The organism is Streptomyces sp. NPDC007095 (assembly GCF_040634475.1).
GTDB lineage: Bacteria > Actinomycetota > Actinomycetes > Streptomycetales > Streptomycetaceae > Streptomyces.
This window is the reverse complement of the sequence record NZ_JBEYFS010000040.1, coordinates 36,131-55,039: the sequence shown is the minus strand read 5'-3', so window position 1 is coordinate 55,039 and position 18,909 is coordinate 36,131. Positions and strand designations below refer to the sequence as shown.

Here is an 18,909-nt window from a genome sequence, read left to right as displayed (position 1 = left end):
GGGAGGCCTTTCTGTCCGTATGGGCAGGGATCCCGCCCATACGCCTTCGGACACGGTACGGCGGACTGGACCCCTGGGGGGCGGGTTCCGTTCCGTCAGGGTGCGTGGGCGGACCGGGTGCGGAGCCAGATCTCGAAATGGCCCGACCCTACCGAGGTGCGATAGGTCAGGGCGCTGGCCAGGCGATACCTGCCGCTGTTTCGCATCTCGCCACGCACCATGGTCTGGATGTCTCCTGGCTGGTCGGACCAGTCCAGCACGACACCGTCGAACCAGCCGTCCTCGATCGCAGCCCGGTAGCCGTCCGGACCCATGAGATGGCGGCCCCCACGTCCGGTGTAGTCGATGTAGTAGATGGAGGTCCACAGGGTGTAGTCGGTGAGACCCATGCCGCTGAGGTAATACACGGGTGCCTCGTGCGGCTGGCCCAGCCACTTCTGCCCCGGCCGGACGTTCTTGGCCAGTTCGGGGATCAGATAGCTGGTGCCTGGCCAGACGCCGTAGTTCTGGGCCGACTGTGACATGCCGAGAGTGAGGGCCAGCACTCCGACGGCGATCGCCGTCTGGGGAAACCTGAAGTGCGCTCCCATCAGACGTGTGATGCCCACGCCCGCCATCGGCGCCGCGAACAGCAGACCGTATCCGATGTGCTTGTGGAGCGAGACGCTGGTCTGCAGATGGATCTGGTACGCCGGGGCGAGCAGAGTGGTGCCGGTGAGGACGACGCCCAGAGCGAGGCGCCACCCGGTCCCGGGCACGGGCCGGCGCCGGCCCGGTATCTCGCCGAGCCGGCCGCGGCGCGTGTACAGCGCGGTGCCGACGCAGGCCAGGGCGAAAAGCAGGCCACCCCACTTGACGCTGTCCCAGATCATGGGCATGGCCGCGGCGGTGCCGTGCGTGCGGGCGGTGGTGGTGCTCCGGATCGCCTGCAGGTAGTCGGTGGTGGACAGGGCGATGCCGAGCAGGATCGCCACGCCGAGGGTGAACACCGCACCGCGCAGTAAGGCCTGGCGCCTGCCGAGGCGCTGGTGGGCGGCCAGCACCAGCAACGCCGCGACGGTCGGGAGGAACAGTGCGGACGCGTACTTCACCCCCACCGCCAGGGCGGCCACCGGTGCGGCGGCCAGCGGCAGCGCCCAGTGGCCGTGGGCCACCCGGATGACGATCCATGTGCTCAGTGCGAGCAGGAGGATCGCCATCGCGTCGTAGGTGGCGAAGTTGCCCAGGAAGAGCGTCGACTGGCTGACGGCGAAGAGCCCTGCCGCGCAGAGTCCGGTGCGCTCGTTGAACAGCCGGCGGGTGAAGGAGTAGAGCACGGCGGTGCCGGCCAGCATGAACAGCAGGCTCATCACCCGGACCCCGGTCAATCCCCAGGCGGAGTCCACCCACGCGGCGAGGACGGGGTAGAGGGCGGGTGAGCCGGAGAAGTAGCTGTCAAAGCCGCCGTAGTCGGGAGCGCCGTGGAAGAGGTGGTCGATCATGGCGTGCCCGGCGTAGACGTACAGCGCCTCGTCCTCGAAGGCGGTGTTGTGCAGCCGCAGCGACAGGGACGCCTGGACCAGCAGCAGACAGGCCAGCAGGGCACGGCTGACCAACGTCCGGCGGGGGCCGGCCTCGGCGGACCAGCCTTTCTCGGGAATCCGCCCCAGCACCCAGTCGGCTCGGGTGATCTCCTCGAAGGTGTATCCGGGGGCGGGTTCCGGGCCCCGGGCGGGCAGCACCCGCAGTCTCAGGGTCGACTCGGAGTCGAACGCCTCGTCGGCGTCGGGTTCCCGGGGCGCGGGCGGCCGCAACTCGGGCAGGCGTTCAGGCTGCCCGCCCATGTCGCCCGTGGCGCGTGCACCGGTCGTCATGGGCGCCTCACGTCGAAGCCGATGCTCGGATCGGCGACGCCTCTGCGGAAGGCCGCCAGCGCCTCGCGGCTGCTGTCGATCCGCCAGTCGGCCGCTGTCTTCTGGTCGAACCAGATGAAGCCGACGACATCGTGACGGGCGGTCACGCCGTGCAGCAGGTCCCTGATGTCCGCGGGCTTGCGGACGCCGGGCTGTGCAGCGGTCTGGGCGATGAGCACGGCGTTCCGGGTGAAGGCTCTGACCTCCTTGATGGTGGGGGCGAAGAGGGTGTCGAAGGTGTGCGGCCCGGTCCCGGTGTAGTAGCCGACGAGGCCCAGCCAGTCGACGTAGGCGTCGCCCGGGTAGTACGGCCGCAGTTGCACGGACGGCACCGGGGCGATCACGCTGGGGCTCCAGACCCAGATGACGTTGGAGACTCCCTTGTCCTGGAAGATGTCGTGGATGTGCCGCCACGCCGCGACGAACTCGGCCGGGGCGGCCTTCTCGGTGCCCCACGGGTACCAGGCGCCGTTCATCTCGTGGGCGAAGCTGAGGGCGACCGGCACGTTGAGGTCGCGGACCGCCAGCGCGGTGCGCTGGATGTAGTCGTCGTCACGGCCCTCGGAGATCTCACGGAGTGTCGGCCTGAAGGGTTCCCAGACGATGTACGGCAGCATTCTGCGCTGCCAGACGGCCTGGGTCGCGTCCGTCTGGAAATCGTTGCCCCAGGTGAGGTGGTAGGAGAGCAGGTTGGGCGCCTTGCCGGCCTGTCCGGTCCAGGTGTCGACGGCGTCGAGCGCTGCGGGCGCCCGGTCGAGAGTGGCTCCGAGGTACTTGCGGTTGTGTTTGGGCCGGATCATCGGAGTGACGTCGTACGGGACGTAGGGCGCGGTCCGGGCGAAGGGGCCCTGTCCGCCGGCGCCGATCGGAGCCGTGGGGGTCGGGGCGCACCCCGCTGCCGCCGACGCCGCGGCGGCGAGGGCTCCCAGCATCGCGGTCCTGCGGCCGATGACCGTCATACGAGGGCCCTCTCGGCCGGGACCGCGATCTGTGCGGCGGGGTCGGCTTCGCCCTCGGGCTCTTCCGGGCGGGGCAGGACGAGGACGCGGAGTACGGCCGCCGCGTAGAAGAGCCCGGAGGCGAGCGGCAGTGCGAAGTCCTCCGGGACCATCGTGTCCATCCGCCACACCGCGGCGCCGATCCAGAGTGCGGTGGCGGGCACGGTCCAGGCCCAGATACCGATCCAGAGGCGCCGGGTCCTGTTCCTCCTCGCACCCCCGGAACCGGTGGGCTGCCAGCCCATGGCGCGGCGGCGCAGCACGTCCCAGATGGCGAAGACGTGCGACCAGCTGTACAGGACCCGCGTCGCCCACGCCTCCAGTCGGTAGGGGTTGCGGTGCCACAGCGGGTACACGACGACCAGGTGGAACAGACCGGGCAGGAGCAGGATCATGTCGGTGACCTTGACCTGCTCGGGGAAGAACAGCAGCAGGACCGACACGATCAGTGGGCCGGTGAAGATCATCAGGGCCGACTCGATGTAGTAGACGAAGCCGGAGACGTAGCAGAGGCGGCTGGCGAGGCGCATCCTGACCCTCCAGAAGTTCTCGAGGCTGCCCAGCATGCTCATGGAGGCCATGCACCAGCGGTACTGCTGGTTGTGGTAGGCACCGATGGTGTCCGGGCACAGACCGGTGGACAGCGCCAGCGGCACGTACTGGAGGTCCCAGCCGCGAGCCCGCAGTTCGAATCCGGTGTGCATGTCCTCGGAGTGTTCGATGAGACTGGTGCCGCCCACCTCTGCGAGCGCGGTGCGCCGGTAGACGGCGCACGAGCCGACGCAGATGGAGCCGCTGCTGCGCTGCCGGGAGACCTGGACCGAGCGGTAGAACAGCTCCTGGACGGCGCCGGCGCCGCGCTCGATCCAGTTCTGCTGGTCCAGGACACGGAAGAACTGGGGGGACTGCACGATTCCGACGCGGGGGTCGGCGTCCATGTACGGCAGCAGCTCGTGGAGGAGGTCGGTGCGCGGGACGAAGTCGGCGTCCAGGATCAGGATGAATTCGCCGCCGGACTGCTCGAAGCCGTACCGCAGGTTTCCTGCCTTCTTGAACCAGCCCCGGTTGGGCCGCACCAGGTAATGGAAGCCGAAGTCGTCCGCCATGGCGGCGACCTCCGGACTGTCGGAGTCGTCGAGGACGAGGGGGGTGACCGGTCCGGGGTAGGTCTCGGCCAGTCGCTGAACATGCGCCCAGGTGTTGTGAAGCACCTCGATCGGCTCGCCGCACACCGGCAGGAAGACATCGACCGACGGGTACTTCTGCGGCGACCAGGAGCGCACCGTCCTGCGGTGGGCCTGGAGGTCGAAGTCCGGGGTGAAGGCGTCCAGCCGCAGCGATATCAGGAAGCCCAGCACGGACAGCAGCAGCGCCGGAGCGAAGAACCAGATCCATGGACTGTGCCGGGCGGAGTCGATCTGGCTGTAGAGGACGCACCCGAACCCGATGAACGACGTGCCGGTCAGCACCCAGGTGCGGCGAACGACGTAGGAGTACTTCTCGCGGTCGTCGGGGGGCGTCGGGAGCAGTCCGACGGGAGCGGCCGCGCGCGGTGGCCTGCTGTTCCCGGAACGCCGCGTCCGGCCGGGCGGCCGCGCGGACGTGGCGGAAACAAGTACACGGTGAGCTGCCATGACGTCGGGGGCTCCAGAGGGCGGCCGGTGAGGTTGTCGTACGAGGATGCTGTCCAGATGTACGGACACGGCGACCGATGTCGGCCGACCGACAGCACGCCGAACACGCTAGTGACCCACGCGGCGAGGCATGTCCGCGCCGAGGTAACAGGGGGCTGTAGGGGCACGACTCCTGCACCAAGGAACGGCTTGCCCCTGCACTCCCCGCGGTGAGCGGTCGTGGGCGGGTTCGTCGGAGGGGATCCACCCCTCGATGGGGTCGTGGGTCATGTGGGTTGTGTGGCCGAGGGCGACGTTGTCGCTGTCGCGGAGGCATTCTTACCTGCGTTGCTTGTAAGCGGTCGCCGGATGATTTCGTTCGACCGCAAGGTTGTGGACGGCTTCGTCTGGGCGATGGAGCGGAGTGCCACTGGTCCGGCGACCCAGTCCAATGCGTACGATGAATTCAAGGAAATTCTCCTCGACGCGTACAGGATGGGCATCTTCGACGAGAACCCGTTGGAGGGTGTCAGCCTCTAAAATGCAACCCGGAACGTCATTCCCTCTGTGGCGCAGCTAAGAGAGACAAGTACGGTAGGCAGCATTCCTTTCCATTGATCGCGGATCCCATGAGTGGATGCGGGATGCATAATGGAGAAGCGGCAGCGGTAAACATGAACAACATTGTTCCCGACGGTGTATATCGCATCCTGGAGAAAGTGAACCAGAGCACCTGGAAATATGGTCGGCTCAAGCATTTCAAGGCCGACGATTGAAATGCCATATCTAATGGCAGTCTCATCACCGATGTGGCCGAGTGGATGGGGCGCAACGGCATCGATGTCACGTCCAAGATCTACCGGGCGCTGACCCGGCCCGCATGTGCAAGGGCCGACGACCTGTCACGTGAGGCCGAGCTCCGTCAGCGAGTCGCCCAGGGCCGTGGAAGAAAGCTGCCCGACGGGGCTCTTGCTCTTGGAGAGCCGGTCTTCGACCGACACCCCTCCGTAAACCAGGCCCACCGGCACGGGGCCGGGCTCCCAGGCCTGCAGGGCGGCCGTCTCCTGGCCGATGAGGTCGCGGTCGCGCGCGTCGATCATGGGCTTCATGCGAGTTCTCCTTCGAAGACCTGCGTGACAGGGCCGCTGATCCAGTACGTCCGGCCGGGGGGCCGCTCGGAGTGCGGGGACACCACGATCGGTGTCCCGGCCTGGTCGTGCACGGTGGTGGTCTTGGCGCAGATCAGGCCTCGCCGGGTGGCGATGACGGCTGCGGCCACGGCGCCGCTTTTGCGCAGCGGCAACTGCTACCAGTAGGGCGGCAACGCGCCCGGCCAGCGCTCAGGTGGGGGACCTCTAATGTCGGGCGGCGCAGTCGTTGCACAGGGCGCGGCCGCGGTCGCGGGCCAGGCCGGGCAGTTTGCGGGGCTCCAGTTGCAGTGCCGCGCGGACCTGTATCCGGAGCGCGGTGAACTCGGGTCCGTCGTCGGGACAGACGACGCCGGGGTCGGGTGCCCCGCACGTCCTCGCAGGGCGGATGAGGTCAGTGATGCGCCAGTCGGCGCGGAAGCTGTCGCCGCGCACCTGCTCGACCTCGGCGTACAGGTCGGCGAGCCGTGGGCGCCGTCCGGTGGAGAGCAGCGTGTCGCGGCGTGAGGCGTAGACGCACAGGGAGCAGGAGCAGCTTTTCCGAACTAACGAAGTGCCGGTGGGGCGCGGTGCTCTGAGACGCTGGCCGAGGGTCGGGCAGTCGCGGTCAGGTAGGTTCTGGCCATGGTTGGTGACTGGCGGATGGACCGGATCGGTAGTGCTCTGCGAGGTGAGAACCCGGCTGTGCTGCGCCGCTTGGATGTGGGGTTCGCAGTGATCGGCGATGTGCAGTTCCTGCCGGGCTACTCGGTGCTCCTGGTGAACGACCCGAAGGTGGAGAGACTGTCGGATCTGCCCAGGGCCAGACGGATGTCGTTCCTGTCCGACATGGACCAGCTCGGCGAGGCAGTCGAGCGAGTGTCACGTCGCATGGACGCAGCCTTCCGGCGAGTCAATCTTGAGATCCTGGGCAACACCGATGGATTCCTGCATGCGCACATATGGCCGCGATTCGGGTGGGAGCCAACCGACTTGGTCGGCAAGCCGGTGTGGCTCTATCCCCGCGACAGATGGACCGACGAGCAGTTCGCACTCGGTCCGCAGCACGACCCACTGCGCAAGGCAATCGAGGATGAGTTGGACCATCTTCGCTCGGTGCACTGAAGGCGGGCCGGGACGCTATCAGTAGGCTCATACGGTCAGCACCACCTTGCCGACCACCTTGCCGTCCGCCAGGAGTTGATGGGCCCGTGCTGCGCTGTCCATGGGGACGACGCTGTCCACGACCGGCCGGACGCGGCCGTCGGCCACCATGGGCCACAGGTTCACGCGGATCGCGTCGACGATCTCCGCTTTCTGGCGGTGACTGCGTGACCGAAGGGTCGTGGCCGCCACGGACCCGCGCTTCGCCATCAGTTCGCCGATGCCGAGGGGCGTGGGGGAGACACCGCCCCCGATCATCACGAGGCGTCCGTCGGGAGCCAGGGCGCGGACGTTGCGGGTTTCCTGCCGAGCGGTTGACGTCGATCATGCCGGCGCCCACGGCACCCACCACCGTGCCGGTCGCGAGGCCCTGGAGAACCCTGCCGCAGAGCAGCATGGGCACTCCGTCGGCGCCGGCGAAGACGACGACCGCTGCCGCCTGGACCACGATGGAGCCGAAGATCACCGGTCGCCGTCCGACATGGTCGGAGAGTGAACCGACGACGAGCAGAGCGAGCAGGATGGCCACCGCGTACACGCCGAAGACCACCGTGGTGGTGATCGGCGAGAAGTGCCACTCCCGCTGGTAGGTGGCATAAAGCGGAGTGGGCGCACTTGCCCCGGCGAGGAAGAAGACCACCACCGAGGCTTGGAGGCAGAACGCCTGCCAGGGAGCCAGCCGCCAGGACCACGGGCCAACCGCCCGGCCCTCCTCTGTCGTCATCGGACTCCTGCTGCGCGGGACGCACGGATGTGGTCCTCGACGTACGTGGAAGGACGGGAACGGGCGGCGGCCCGTAGGGACGCGGGGTCCGCGTTCTCAGTCCAGGAGCGTGCGGGCCGCGATGGCCGAGGCGCTGATGGCTGCGGGAAAGCCCGCGTAGAACGCGATGTGCGTGATGATCGCTGCGAGCTCGGCCTGTGTCACACCGTTGTCGACGGCGCGCCGCAGCTGCGCAGGCAGCTCTTCGGGGCGGTAGAGCGCCACGACCGCGGCGACGGTGGCGATGCTGCGGTCCCGGGGACTGAGGGCGGGATCTGCCCACACCTCGCTGTACAGGGGGTCCTCCACCAACTCGGTGAGGGCCGGGGTGAAGGCACGGGCCATTTCGCGGGGCGACGGAGGCGTCGAACGCGGGTCGGCCTGCGTGGTCATCGTGAGCTCCGTGCCAGGGCGTGGCGCGCGATGCTCGCGGCGAACAGTGGCGTCTCCCGACGGTTGTGATCACCGGAGGCGGCCTGCCGTGCGGCCGCGGCCTCCTCGAAGGTGCCGCCGTTCTTCTTGTTGAACTCCATGAATTCCTGGGTGGGATGGCTGGTGACCTGGTTGGTGTAGGTGACGGTGCCGTCGCCGTTGTCCTTGGCCGACAGGTCCCAGATCACCTGGACCGTCGTCCAGCCGTGCGGGGTGAACACGTCGGAGAGGGACACCATGTGACAGTGGTGCTTCTCGGCGATTTCGGCGACGTAGTGCTGGATCACCAGCCCGGTGCCGATCATCTCCACGTTGATCGACATCGGCCGGCCGTCGTCGGTCGTGGTGTAGCCGGCCGCCTTGTGGTCGGGCGGAGCGCAGCGCTGGTATTCCTTGTCCGGAAGGTTCAGCAGCCAGTCGGCGATGTCGATCGCGTCCCAGGGCGCGTCGAGCGGCGCGTGTTCCGTCGAGGTGGACAGGACCTTCTTCGAATCACTCATTGCTTGCTTCCTTCAGCGAGGGCCACGGCTGGAGCCGGGCCGGCTTGTGCAGGGGAAGGCCCACCGGACATTGCCGGTTCGACCGCCCTCGGTTATCCGTCGACCGCCTTGTGGCCTTCGGCGGGGCAGGGCGATGAGGTGGCGCGGGCCGGCCGTCGCCGCGGGTTCCAGCACCGGGATCACCGGCGCCACTGCCTCGGACACGGCATCCGCTTGCTTTCTCCGGATGCCATCACCCTAGAACCGGTGGACCGGAGTGCTTGCCCATCAATGCACCGCCGATGTGCCCACGGTGCATCGAGCACCGTGTATCCGAAGTTGCAGGTCACGAGTCTGCTGTGCAGGGCGGACGGGGTGCTCGCGCCAGTCGTCGGCGGGCGTCCACGGTGAAGACCGTGGCGACGCTCACGCCGGCCGCGATCGTCATTCATGTTACGTGCCGAATCCGGCCCATTCAGAGGTGTCCACAGTTTCCGGACCAACCCCGTCAAGGCGCTTCGACGCCTGTATCGCTTCTGCCATGCCTCTACATTGAAGATAAGTTGCGCAGAGGTCAAAGACCAATTTTTGATTCCAGTAATAAATGAGGTGAATGATCGTGGAATTGAGAACCCTGCGGTGCTTCGTCGCCGTGGCTGAGGAACAGAGCTTCACGCGCGCCGCCGAGCGGCTGTCGGTCGCACAGCCCGCCGTCAGTCACCAGATCCGCTCCCTGGAGAAGGAACTCGGCGAAGCGCTCTTCGAACGCAACGCACGCAGCGTCCGGCTGACCGAGGCCGGCCGGGTGCTGCTGCCCTTGGCCGGCCGGACTCTCGCTGACGCGGACAGGGTGATCGCCGAGTTCGCCTCCCGCACCGCTCTGGTCACCGGCACGCTCCTCCTGGGCGCCGTGGACGGGGTCGAACACACCCGTCTGCCCGCGCTCCTGGGCGCCTTTCACCGCCAGTACCCGGGCGTCGCCGTGCAGCTCGTCGAGGGGCGCAGCGCCGAGCTCATCTCGCGCGTCGGGAACGGCGAGTTGGACGCCGCCGTGGTGGCCCTGCCAGAGCATTCCCTGCCCCAGGGCATGCGCAGTGTGGTCATGCTCGAAGACGAGATCGTGGCCGTCGTCACGACGGACTCCCCGCTCGCAGGCCGCAAGAGCATCCCCATCGAGCTGCTGTCCGGAAAGACCCTGATCAGTTACGGCCAGAACAGCGGACTGAGGCCATGGCTGCAGTCCGCGTTCGATGCCGCCGGCATCGACTTCAGTACTCGGTACGCGATCAACGACGGGGCCCTGCACGTCGCTCTCGTGGAGGAAGGTGTCGGCGTCTCCCTGACGGTGGGTACCGACCGGGCTCTCGTCGGGAACCCCCGAGTCAGCGCCGTCCCGGTCAGTCCCTCCCTCGCTTACCGCAAGGCACTGATCTGGCGGGGCACCCCGCAGCCCACCCGGCCGCTGCGGGCCTTCCTCGCTCTTGGCCCCGCAACGCCCTGACCCTGATGCCCCACCGACGCAGGACGCGACACAGGCCATCACGACACGCAGGCGCTCAAGAAAGTCTGGCATTGCTTGGCGCGCTTTGGCGCCCCATTCAGGAGTGTCGAATGCTTCGGAGATTCGTCACGATCTGTGAGATGTCTGTTTCTGAACCTCGGTGTGGAGCGAGGACTTGCCGAGGGGAGTCGACGGGCCCCATTCGTTCGGCGCAGCATCACCGCGGCGGCTCACCAAGAGCAGCTGGGAGGGGCTGCGATGGAAGCTGTCGACTGCATCATCCGCTACTGCTTCGACGGCCAGCCCCAAGGTCGGCTTGACGACGACGCCACCGTTCTCCTGGCCGAATGGCGCGCCGGTCACCAGCAATGACGGGACTGTAAATCGTCCATCTGACAGGCCCTGTCGCGTGCGCGTCGTTCACCGGTGCGTGCGGAGTCCGTCGAGGATGAGCGCGAGCATGTGGGGTGCCCGGTCCTCGGGGCTGGACGCGGCGCGCCACAAGGCGCCGGTGAGTTGGAGGAAGTCGCCTGGGTCGGCGTCTGGGCGGATGCTTTCGTCCTTCTTGCCGGCGTCGAGGAGTTCTGTGATCGCGGCGATGACAGGCCCGTAGCTCTGCTCGCTGATCGCCTGGTGCGCGCCCGGGCTGAGGGCGTCGCCGAGGCCGTGCTTTCTGCGCATGGCCTCGACGAGGTCGGTCGTCCAGTGGCGGAGCGCTTCCAGTGGCGGCATCTGGGCCAGCAGATCGGGCACGGTGTTGATGATGCGTGCCACCTCGTCCTGGTATACGGCCAGGACCAGCGACTCGCGTGTGGGGAAGTTGCGGTACAGGGTGCCCGCGCCGACTCCCGCGCGCTGGCCGATCTGGTTCATCGACGTGCTGCCGTCCGCCGCGAGCGCTTCGCGTGCGGCGGCGAGGATGCGTGCCCTGTTCTCGCGGGCGTCTGAGCGGACCACGGGACCTCACCTTGCTAAGTGGAGAGCTCTCCACTACGTTATTCGGAGAGCTCTCCACATACTTTAAGGAGCGTCATGCATTACATCAAGCTCGGCATGACCGGCCTCGACGTGTCCCCGATCGCGATCGGCGCGATGACCTACGGCGAGCCCGACCGCGGGCACCCCGTCTGGTCGAAGGGCGAACAGGAAGCGCGCCCGCTCATCCGGCACGCGCTGGAGGTGGGGATCAACTTCTTCGACACCGCGAACATGTACTCCAACGGTTCCAGTGAGGAAATCCTCGGCCGAGCGCTCAAGGACTTCGCCGACCGTGATGCCGTGGTGATCGCCACGAAGCTGCGCCATCCGATGCGGCTGGGGCCCAACGGACGGGGACTGTCGCGCAAGGCGATCATGACCGAGGTCGACCATTCGCTGCGCCGCCTCGGCACCGACTACATCGACCTGTATCAGGTGCACCGCAACGACCATGCGACGCCGCTGGAGGAGACCCTCGAAGCCCTCAGCGACCTCGTCAAGGCAGGCAAGGTGCGCTACCTCGGCGCCTCGTCCATGCATGCGTGGGAGTTCGCGAAGGCGCTGCACCTGCAGAAGCAGAACGGCTGGGCGCGGTTCGTGTCGATGCAGGACCACTACAACCTCCTCGCCCGTGAGGAGGAGCGCGAGATGATCCCGCTGTGCCTGGACGAGGGCGTGGGCACGATCATCTGGTCACCGTTGGCCCGCGGCCGCCTCACCCGCGCGTGGGACGACGCCCGCTCGACGGTGCGCTCCGAGACGGACGGCGCCTACGCGGACCTGCTCTACTCGCCGGAGCAGGAGGCATCCAACCACGCGATCATCGACGCGGTCGGGCAGGTCGCGAACGCCCACGGCGTCAGCCGCGCACAGGTCGCGCTCGCCTGGCTGCGACGCCAGCCGGTCGTCACCGCACCGCTGGTCGGCGCCGGCTCGATCCGGCAGGTCGACGAGGCCGTGGCTTCCCTCGACATCGAGCTCACGGACGACGAGGCGCGTGCCCTGGAAGCCCCCTACACCCCCCGGTACGACTGGCAGGGCGTCTCGGACGAAGCCGAGATGGAGGCCATCCGCAAGCGCGTCCCCGGAATGGCCCTCGCATGAACCCCATCGTCCGCTCCGGCGCCGCTGCCCGCGCCGGAGCCCTCCTCATCCTTCTCGGCCCGCTCGTGTCCTGGGTCGCCGAGTTCATCACCGCCGCCGCATGGCAGGACCCGCCGTACTCGCCCCTGTACAACTGGGTCAGCCACCTCGGCCTGACCGGCCCGCCGCAGACCGCGTTCGGACAGGTCGCCAACTCCCCGCTCGGCGCCGTCATGGACACCGGCTGGGTGATCTACGGCACCCTCTTGATCATCGGCGCGTTCCTCGTGTTCGACCCGCGCAAGGGCACCCGCCCGATCATCATCATGATCCTCGCCGTCCTCGCCGGCGTCGGGGTCTCACTCGTCGGCATCTTCCAGGGCTCCAACGCCAACGTCGACAACGGCCTGATCGCGTTCCACACCGTCGGCGCGCAGGGCGTCATGCTCGCCGGCAACATCATGGCGATCGTCATCGGAGCCGGCGGAACCCGCATCGGTCTCACCAGGGGCCGGTCGATCGCGAGCATCACCCTCGGCACCGCCGGACTGATCGCTTTCCCCCTCTTCATGACTGACGTGTTCACCGGCTGGATGTGGAACATCGGCATGTTCGAGCGCGCCGTGATCTACCCGATCATGATCGGCTACGCCCTCCTCGGAAGCAGCGTGCCCGCTGCCCAGCGGCATCGCGCGACACACCCGCTGGCACCCCTTACCGCACGAGTCGAGAGCTGAGGAGAGACGGATGACACAGGTACTGGTCACCGGAGGAACAGGATTCATCGGGAGCTGGTGCGTGACGGCACTGCTCGACGCCGGGCACACCGTACGCACCACAGTCCGTGACCTGCGGCGCGAGCCGGCGCTGCGCTCCTGGCTCCACGCGGCCGCACCGTTCGACGACGACCGTCTCGAGGTCGTACGCGCCGACCTCGAACACCCCGACGGCTGGGACGCTGCCGTCGCCGACTGCGACTTCGTCCTCCACGTGGCCTCGCCGACCCTGCGCCATACGCCGGCGAACGACGACGAGTTGGTGGTCCCAGCACGCGAGGGCGTCCTGCGGGTGCTGCGCGCCGCCCGCGTGCGCCGGGTCGTCCTGACAAGTGCCTTCGGCGCCATCGGGATCGGGCACCCCCCGCGCTCGACCCCGTTCACCGAGGAGAACTGGACCAACGTCGACAGCGACATCCCGCCCTACCAGCGCTCCAAGACACTCGCCGAACGCGCCGCCTGGCAGTTCGTCCAGGACGAAGGCGGTGGACTGGAACTGGCAGCGGTTCATCCCGTGGGGGTCCTTGGACCACTGCTCGGCCCCGACGACCCACCCTCCCTGCGCCTTGTGCGCAGAATGCTCGAGGGACAGGTTCCTGCGTGCCCTCCCTTCGGGATGGGCTTCGTCGACGTGCGCGACGTCGCGGATCTGCACCTGCGCGCGATGACCGATCCGGCAGCCGCCGGCGAGCGTTTCCTTGCAATCGCCGGGCACAGCCTGCGGGTCGTCGAGATCGCGCGCATTCTGCGTGACCGCCTCGGTGAGCGCGCCGCGAAGGCCCCGACCCGTGAACTGCCCGTGTGGCTGGCCCGCGCACTGGGCATCGTGAACCCGGAACTGCGACTGCTCAAGCACCAGCTCGGCCGGGATCTCGACGCCACAAGCGCCAAAGCGGAGAAGCTTCTCGGGTGGCGAGCGCGTCCCATCGAGGACACCATCGCGGAGACCGCCGAGAGCCTCCTCGCCCACGGCATCGGGACATGACCGGCTCATAACAAGTGGCCGCAACTGGGAGGTGTCTGACCGGAGTTGCGGTTCCGGTGCGGTCACTGTGACTGTTCGCCGAACGTTTCCTTCCGGGCCCTCCAGGCCCTTGTCACGCACCGCCGCGAGCAATGGACCGCGTTGGAACGACCGTCCACCCCGGCCGCCCAAGTAGCCCCGCACGCGGGGCACTTGGCCCGGCTCCTTCGGCCTCGGCGGCCACCCGCTTGCGCAGCCGACGGTCCTGACGCCACTGCTTGGACCGACAGGCCACCGAGCAGAACCTCGTACGAGCTGGAGCCTTCGGCCTCAGCCCTTCACCACAGCCCTCACAGACTCGCCTGGCAGGCCGCCCGGCGTCATCGCACACCCACCCGGCCTAGGGTCCAAAGCTGCACAAGACCGAGGATCGACAACAGGCACTACCGCTGGCCAGGCGGTGTCCGCCCGCCGCAGCGTCAAGGCAGCGATCGACTTCCTGGCCTGGCTGCGAGCCGAAGGCCTGGATCTGGAGACTGTCGGCCAACGTGATGTCGGCCGCTGGCTGGAAGGCGTGCCGACTACCCAGCAATACACGCGCGACCTGGTTCTCTGGGCTGTCCGCACCAAGCGAGCCGCCAACATCAGCATCCCGGCGCGTCACAAGAACGCTCCGAGCCAAGCTCTCGACGAGGACGAACGGAAGGAGATCGCGCACCGGCTCCTTCACGATGATCGGCTCGACGCGCGCGACCGTGTCGGCGGCCTGTTGAATCTTCTCTGTGCTCAGCCTTTCAGCGTGATCATCCGTCTCACCGTCGAGCCGGTGGTTGTCCGCGAGGAGCGCGTCATCTTGCTCCTCGGCAAGGAGCCCCTTGAGCCATCTCCCGACCTGGCCATGACATCGTGGCGGTACAGGGATCAGCGCCGGCGGTGACCGACTCCCAGCACGGCGGCGTCACCGCACTGGTCGAAGGCGAGCGCGCGCAGCAGCAGGCGCCGTGCGAGTTCGCCCTTGGCTGCGAACGTGCGGTCCCGGAGATCCTGGCCATGCGGGTGCGGTCCGGGGTGCTGGTCCAGGACCTGGGCAGATACAGCTCTCGGCCATGTCCGCGGCAGCGAGGACTTGTTCGACGGGGAGCGGCTGGGAAACTGCGGGTCAGAAGGCGGCCGTAAGGGTGTCCAGACGTACCGGGGCGTGCGTGTGGGCTGTGATGGTTTCCACGGTGACGCCGGGAGCGGTCTCGACCAGCGCGAGGCCGTCGCCGGTGACGTCGAGGACGCCGAGGTCGGTGATGATGCGGTGGACGCATTGCTCACCGGTGAGCGGCAGGGTGCACTCCGTGAGGATCTTGGGACTGCCGTCCTTGGCGGTGTGGTCCATGAGCACGATGACGCGGCGGGCGCCGTGGACGAGGTCCATCGCGCCGCCCATGCCCTTGACCATCTTGCCGGGGATCATCCAGTTGGCCAGGTCGCCGCGTTCGGAGACCTGCATGGCGCCCAGGACGGCGGTGTCGATGTGGCCGCCGCGGATCATGCTGAAGGACAGGGCGGAGTCGAAGAAGCTGGCTCCGGGCAGGACTGTGACGGTCTCCTTGCCCGCGTTGATCAGGTCGGGGTCGACCTCGTCCTCGTAGGGGTAGGGACCGGTGCCGAGGATGCCGTTCTCGGAGTGCAGGACGACGTGCACGCCGGGCGGGAGGTGGCCGGGGATGAGGGTGGGCAGGCCGATGCCGAGGTTGACGTAACTGCCGTCGGTGAGTTCGGCGGCGGCGCGGGTGGCCATCTGGTCGCGGGTCCAGGCCATCAGGTACGTACCGTCCTCTTCTCGATCTGCTTGTCGGCGGCCTCTTCAGCGGTGAGAGTCACGACCCGCTGGACGAAGATGCCGGGCAGGTGCACTTCGTCGGGACGCAGATCGCCCCCTTCGACGAGTTCCTCGACCTCGGCGATGGTGATGCAGCCGGCCATGGCGGCCAGGGGGTTGAAGTTGGCGGCTGCGCGGCGGAAGCAGAGGTTGCCGTGCCGATCGCCGCGCCAGGCGCGGACGAGTGCGTAGTCGGTGGTGATGCCGTGCTCCAGGACGTACGGGCGGCTTGCGAAGTCGCGGGTCTCCTTCGGCGGGGAGGCGACGGCGACCGAGCCGTCGGGGGCGTAGCGCCAGGGCAGGCCGCCCTGCGCGACCTGGGTGCCGACGCCGGCCGGGGTGTAGAAGGCGGGGATGCCTGCGCCGCCCGCCCGCAGGCGTTCGGCGAGCGTGCCCTGCGGAACGAGTTCCACCTCCAGCTCGCCGGACAGGTACTGCCGGGCGAACTCCTTGTTCTCACCGACGTAGGAGCCTGTGACCCGGGCGATGCGCCCGTCGGCGAGCAGGACGCCGAGGCCGCGGCCGTCGACCCCGCAGTTGTTGGAGACGACTCGTAGACCGCCGGTGCCCTGGCCGTGCAGGGCGCCGATCAGAACGTCGGGTATGCCGCTGAGGCCGAAGCCGCCGACGGCGAGCGAGGCGCCGTGGGGGATGTCGGCGACCGCCTCGGTGGCGCTGGCGATGACTTTGTCCACGGTGTGGGTTTTCCTTTCAGTGCGCCGCGCCGGGCAGCACGGTGGACCAGTCGCTGTCGACGACCAGATGGGTACCGGTGATGTGCGACGCCTCGTCGGAGGCGAGGAAGACGGCCGCCTCGACGAAGTCGTCGGGAGTGCCGACCCGGCTGAGCGGGATGTGGCGGGCTATGTCGCGCATCGGATGGTCCTCGGCAAGGAGATCGGCGCGGGAGCCGGCGGTGTCGATCATGCCGGGGGTGACGCAGTTGGCACGGATGCCGTACGGGACCCCTTCCACGGCGATTTGCTGGGTCAGCGCGATCACGCCGCCCTTGGCGGTGCGCCGGTTGCTGAGCGAGCCGCCGAGTACCGGTGTCCAGCCGGCGGTCAGGATGCAGCCGCGGCTGCGGACCAGGTGCGGCCAGGCCGCGTGGGCGGTCAGCCACACCGCTTTCAGCTCGGCCCGCAGGGTGGATCCGAAGTCGTCGTACGGTTGGCCGTCGACCGGTTCGAAGCGCACGGCGCCGGCGTTGGCAAAGACGATGTCGATACCGCCGAAGGCGTCCACGGCTTCCTCGGCCCAGGTGCGGACGGAGTCCTCCTCGGTGACGTCCAGGGGGCCGGGGGCGAGGGCGGTGCCCCCCTCCCGGGCGATGAACCGCTGGGTCTCGACGGCTTCCTCGTGCAGCAGGTCGCCGCAGACCACGAGCGCGCCCTCCGCGGCGAAACGCAGCGCGGCGGCCCGGCCCTGGCCGCGGGCGGTGCCGGAGATCAGGGCGACCTTGCCGTCGAGCCGTTTCACGGCGTCCCCTCGCGCAGGGCGTCGGACAAGGACTTGACGCCGCCGTGGGCGGTCAGGCCGCCGTCGACCGGGATCTCGGTGCCCGTGATGAACGACGACTCGTCCGACAGCAGGAACACGACAAGGGGCGCGACCTCGCCGACGGTTCCGGTGCGCCCCAGAGGGGTTTCCCGGATGCCGGTCTCGCGGAAGGCCGGTGCGGCGGAGGCGGTCATCTCGGTCTCGATGTAGCCGGGGTGGATGGTGTTGACGCGGATTCCGCGCGGCCCGAGTTCCAGTGCGGCCACCCTGGAAAGGCCGCGGAGCCCCCACTTGCTGGCGGTGTAGGCGACCGGATAGTGCGCGGTGAGTGCGGCGGTCGAACCGACGTTGACGATCGAGGAGCTGGGTGGCATGAGGGGGGCGAGGTACTGGATGCCGAGGAGTGGGCCGGTGACGTTGACCGCGTGGACCCGGTCGAAGTCCTCGGCCTGGACGTCGCCGAGGCGGGCGCGCCAGGTGATGCCGGCGTTGTTCACCAGGCCGTGCACCTGCCCGTACGCCTCCTTCAGCTCGGCGGCGAGTTCGGCCCAGTCGTTCTCGCTGGTGACGTCGAGGCGGCGGCAGTCGCCCTCCGGCCGTACGTCGGTGGCGATCACCCGCGCGCCCTCCCGGGTGAGTGCCTCCGCCTCGGCAGCGCCCTGGCCGCGCGCCGCGCCGGTGACGACGACGACCTTGCCCAGGAGCCTCTTGCGGTACAGGTCGCTCATGGCCGTTCCCGGTTCCGGCGTCGGCCGGCGGGAAGAGGTACCGGATCGGCGCCCGGGACGACGGTGTTGGACACGGTGCCGATGCCTTCCACCGTGAGGGTGACGGTGTCGCCCGGCTTGAGGGGTGGCGGGGTCTGCTTGCCGCGTACGCCCCACAGCTCGGCGAGGCAGCCGCCGTTGCCGCACGTGCCGGAGCCCAGGACATCGCCGGGCATCACCTGTGTACCGCGTGAGGCGTAGGCGACCATCTCCTCGAAGGTCCAACTCATGTTGGACAGCAGGTCCTGGCCGACGACCTCGCCGTTGACCTCGGCGGTCAGCGCCAGCCGCAGGAAGCCTTCGTCGTCGCGGTAGCGCTCCAGCTCGTCGGTGGTCACCAGGTAGGGGCCGAGGGTGGTGGCGGTGTCCTTGCCTTTGCAGGGGCCGAGGCCGACCTGCATTTCGGCGGACTGCAGGTCGCGGGCGGACCAGTCGTTGAAGACGGTGTAGCCGATGATGTGGTCTCGGGCCTGCTCGGGCGTGAGGTCGCGGCCCTCGCGGCCGATGACGGCGGCGACCTCCAGTTCGAAGTCCAGGACCGTGGAGCCGGGTGGTACCGGAATGCTGTCGTGGGGGCCGTACAGGGCGTGCGGGTTGGTGAAGTAGAAGGTCGGAGCGGCGTACCACTGTTCAGGTACACCGACGGCGCTTTGCACGGACCTCCGTGCGCCTTCCACGTGTTCCTCGAAGGTGGCGAAGTCCCGTACCGAGGCGGGCTGGAGGGGAGGCAGCAGCCGGACCTGGGAGACATGAGGGCCGGGCGGTACGTCCAGCGCCGCCGCGCCCGCGGCCAGCAACCCTGGCAGGCCGCCGGCTTCCGTCAACAGGGCGGTGAACGACGTGACGCCGGGTAGCGGGAGGAGTGTGCCGTCGTCCTCCACGACGGCCACGCGGCGGTGGTGCTGGTGCTCGTAGGCGGCGAAACGCATGGTGCGGCTCCTGGCAGGCTGGGTCCGGGGGCGCGGCGCTGGTGCAGTCAGGGCAGTTGACAGGGCCGTCGCG

The 18,909-nt window shown here is 68.4% G+C and carries 22 protein-coding genes and 2 pseudogenes; 7 read left to right on the top strand and 17 right to left on the bottom strand.

Annotated features, from left to right (window positions below; all coding sequences use genetic code 11):
• Window positions 1-95 precede the first annotated feature (95 nt).
• From ABZ656_RS16340 to ABZ656_RS16330, 3 genes are read right to left on the bottom strand one after another with little or no spacing between them, the layout of a single operon-like run.
• Window positions 96-1,853, bottom strand: a complete 1,758-nt coding sequence (locus tag ABZ656_RS16340; RefSeq protein ID WP_101402719.1) for a glycosyltransferase family 39 protein — start codon at window positions 1,851-1,853, stop codon at window positions 96-98.
• A complete protein-coding gene (locus ABZ656_RS16335; protein WP_101402720.1) occupies window positions 1,850-2,851 on the bottom strand; it encodes a glycosyl hydrolase in 1,002 nt (333 codons plus the stop codon). The genes ABZ656_RS16340 and ABZ656_RS16335 overlap by 4 nt, the downstream gene beginning before the upstream one ends.
• Window positions 2,848-4,524: a cellulose synthase catalytic subunit gene (locus ABZ656_RS16330; RefSeq protein ID WP_360268525.1), complete on the bottom strand. Its 1,677-nt coding sequence runs from the start codon at window positions 4,522-4,524 to the stop codon at window positions 2,848-2,850. Before ABZ656_RS16330 ends, ABZ656_RS16335 begins: the two co-directional genes overlap by 4 nt.
• A 219-nt stretch (window positions 4,525-4,743) precedes the next feature.
• Between ABZ656_RS16330 and ABZ656_RS16325 the strand changes: the two genes are divergently transcribed.
• A complete protein-coding gene (locus ABZ656_RS16325; RefSeq protein ID WP_180362238.1) occupies window positions 4,744-5,043 on the top strand; it encodes a hypothetical protein in 300 nt (99 codons plus the stop codon).
• A gap of 362 nt (window positions 5,044-5,405) precedes the next feature.
• On the opposite strand, the gene ABZ656_RS16320 is transcribed toward ABZ656_RS16325, so the two are convergent.
• The 3 genes from ABZ656_RS16320 to ABZ656_RS16310 form a co-directional block, all read right to left on the bottom strand.
• Entirely contained in the window at window positions 5,406-5,612 is a 207-nt protein-coding gene (locus ABZ656_RS16320; protein WP_360268522.1) for a hypothetical protein, read from the bottom strand.
• Entirely contained in the window at window positions 5,609-5,782 is a 174-nt protein-coding gene (locus tag ABZ656_RS16315; RefSeq protein WP_360268519.1) for a hypothetical protein, read from the bottom strand. The genes ABZ656_RS16320 and ABZ656_RS16315 overlap by 4 nt, the downstream gene beginning before the upstream one ends.
• A 76-nt stretch (window positions 5,783-5,858) precedes the next feature.
• Window positions 5,859-6,086 carry a hypothetical protein gene (locus tag ABZ656_RS16310; protein WP_360268516.1) on the bottom strand — a complete coding sequence of 76 codons (228 nt, stop codon included), beginning with the start codon at window positions 6,084-6,086 and terminating at the stop codon, window positions 5,859-5,861.
• Window positions 6,087-6,275: 189 nt separating this feature from the next.
• Here ABZ656_RS16310 and ABZ656_RS16305 point away from each other — a divergent pair, with 189 nt between their 5' ends.
• Entirely contained in the window at window positions 6,276-6,755 is a 480-nt protein-coding gene (locus ABZ656_RS16305) for a diadenosine tetraphosphate hydrolase (protein ID WP_360268513.1), read from the top strand.
• Between the two features lie 27 nt (window positions 6,756-6,782).
• On the opposite strand, the pseudogene ABZ656_RS16300 reads toward ABZ656_RS16305, so the two are convergent.
• The 4 genes and pseudogenes from ABZ656_RS16300 to ABZ656_RS16285 all read right to left on the bottom strand — a co-directional run.
• Window positions 6,783-7,079 (bottom strand): annotated as a pseudogene (locus tag ABZ656_RS16300) (zinc-binding dehydrogenase); the annotation flags it as partial.
• A gap of 106 nt (window positions 7,080-7,185) precedes the next feature.
• A pseudogene (locus ABZ656_RS16295) lies at window positions 7,186-7,518 on the bottom strand (MFS transporter); the annotation flags it as partial.
• A gap of 96 nt (window positions 7,519-7,614) precedes the next feature.
• Complete coding sequence (locus tag ABZ656_RS16290; protein WP_101402726.1) at window positions 7,615-7,950, bottom strand: carboxymuconolactone decarboxylase family protein; 336 nt, start codon at window positions 7,948-7,950, stop codon at window positions 7,615-7,617.
• The gene (locus ABZ656_RS16285) at window positions 7,947-8,489 is read right to left on the bottom strand and encodes a hypothetical protein (RefSeq protein ID WP_360268510.1); all 543 of its coding nucleotides are present in this window, start codon (window positions 8,487-8,489) and stop codon (window positions 7,947-7,949) included. The genes ABZ656_RS16290 and ABZ656_RS16285 overlap by 4 nt, the downstream gene beginning before the upstream one ends.
• A 598-nt stretch (window positions 8,490-9,087) precedes the next feature.
• On the opposite strand from ABZ656_RS16285, the gene ABZ656_RS16280 reads away from it, so the two are divergent.
• Window positions 9,088-9,969 carry a LysR family transcriptional regulator gene (locus ABZ656_RS16280; protein WP_101404008.1) on the top strand — a complete coding sequence of 294 codons (882 nt, stop codon included), beginning with the start codon at window positions 9,088-9,090 and terminating at the stop codon, window positions 9,967-9,969.
• Window positions 9,970-10,095: 126 nt separating this feature from the next.
• Here the strand turns inward: ABZ656_RS16280 and ABZ656_RS16275 are convergent, their stop codons facing one another.
• Window positions 10,096-10,338 carry a hypothetical protein gene (locus ABZ656_RS16275; protein WP_360268507.1) on the bottom strand — a complete coding sequence of 81 codons (243 nt, stop codon included), beginning with the start codon at window positions 10,336-10,338 and terminating at the stop codon, window positions 10,096-10,098.
• A gap of 51 nt (window positions 10,339-10,389) precedes the next feature.
• Complete coding sequence (locus ABZ656_RS16270) at window positions 10,390-10,926, bottom strand: TetR/AcrR family transcriptional regulator (protein WP_360268504.1); 537 nt, start codon at window positions 10,924-10,926, stop codon at window positions 10,390-10,392.
• 75 nt (window positions 10,927-11,001) lie between these two features.
• Between ABZ656_RS16270 and ABZ656_RS16265 the strand changes: the two genes are divergently transcribed.
• The 4 genes from ABZ656_RS16265 (at window position 11,002) to ABZ656_RS16250 (ending at window position 14,707) form a co-directional block, all read left to right on the top strand.
• Window positions 11,002-12,051: an aldo/keto reductase gene (locus ABZ656_RS16265; protein WP_101402730.1), complete on the top strand. Its 1,050-nt coding sequence runs from the start codon at window positions 11,002-11,004 to the stop codon at window positions 12,049-12,051.
• Window positions 12,048-12,767: a DUF998 domain-containing protein gene (locus ABZ656_RS16260; RefSeq protein WP_360268501.1), complete on the top strand. Its 720-nt coding sequence runs from the start codon at window positions 12,048-12,050 to the stop codon at window positions 12,765-12,767. The genes ABZ656_RS16265 and ABZ656_RS16260 overlap by 4 nt, the downstream gene beginning before the upstream one ends.
• Window positions 12,768-12,777: 10 nt before the next feature.
• A complete protein-coding gene (locus ABZ656_RS16255) occupies window positions 12,778-13,791 on the top strand; it encodes an NAD-dependent epimerase/dehydratase family protein (RefSeq protein ID WP_360268498.1) in 1,014 nt (337 codons plus the stop codon).
• A 439-nt stretch (window positions 13,792-14,230) separates the two neighbouring features.
• On the top strand, window positions 14,231-14,707 hold the full coding sequence (locus tag ABZ656_RS16250) for a hypothetical protein (RefSeq protein ID WP_360268495.1): 477 nt from the start codon (window positions 14,231-14,233) through the stop codon (window positions 14,705-14,707).
• 222 nt (window positions 14,708-14,929) lie between these two features.
• Here the strand turns inward: ABZ656_RS16250 and ABZ656_RS16245 are convergent, their stop codons facing one another.
• From ABZ656_RS16245 to ABZ656_RS16225, 5 genes are read right to left on the bottom strand one after another with little or no spacing between them, the layout of a single operon-like run.
• Window positions 14,930-15,580: a CoA transferase subunit B gene (locus ABZ656_RS16245; protein WP_101402734.1), complete on the bottom strand. Its 651-nt coding sequence runs from the start codon at window positions 15,578-15,580 to the stop codon at window positions 14,930-14,932.
• The gene (locus ABZ656_RS16240) at window positions 15,580-16,335 is read right to left on the bottom strand and encodes a CoA transferase subunit A (protein WP_360268492.1); all 756 of its coding nucleotides are present in this window, start codon (window positions 16,333-16,335) and stop codon (window positions 15,580-15,582) included. Before ABZ656_RS16240 ends, ABZ656_RS16245 begins: the two co-directional genes overlap by 1 nt.
• Before the next feature lie 16 nt (window positions 16,336-16,351).
• A complete protein-coding gene (locus ABZ656_RS16235; protein ID WP_360268489.1) occupies window positions 16,352-17,119 on the bottom strand; it encodes an SDR family NAD(P)-dependent oxidoreductase in 768 nt (255 codons plus the stop codon).
• On the bottom strand, window positions 17,116-17,868 hold the full coding sequence (locus ABZ656_RS16230; RefSeq protein ID WP_101402737.1) for an SDR family oxidoreductase: 753 nt from the start codon (window positions 17,866-17,868) through the stop codon (window positions 17,116-17,118). The genes ABZ656_RS16235 and ABZ656_RS16230 overlap by 4 nt, the downstream gene beginning before the upstream one ends.
• A complete protein-coding gene (locus ABZ656_RS16225; protein ID WP_101402738.1) occupies window positions 17,865-18,836 on the bottom strand; it encodes a fumarylacetoacetate hydrolase family protein in 972 nt (323 codons plus the stop codon). Before ABZ656_RS16225 ends, ABZ656_RS16230 begins: the two co-directional genes overlap by 4 nt.
• Window positions 18,837-18,909: the final 73 nt, after the last annotated feature.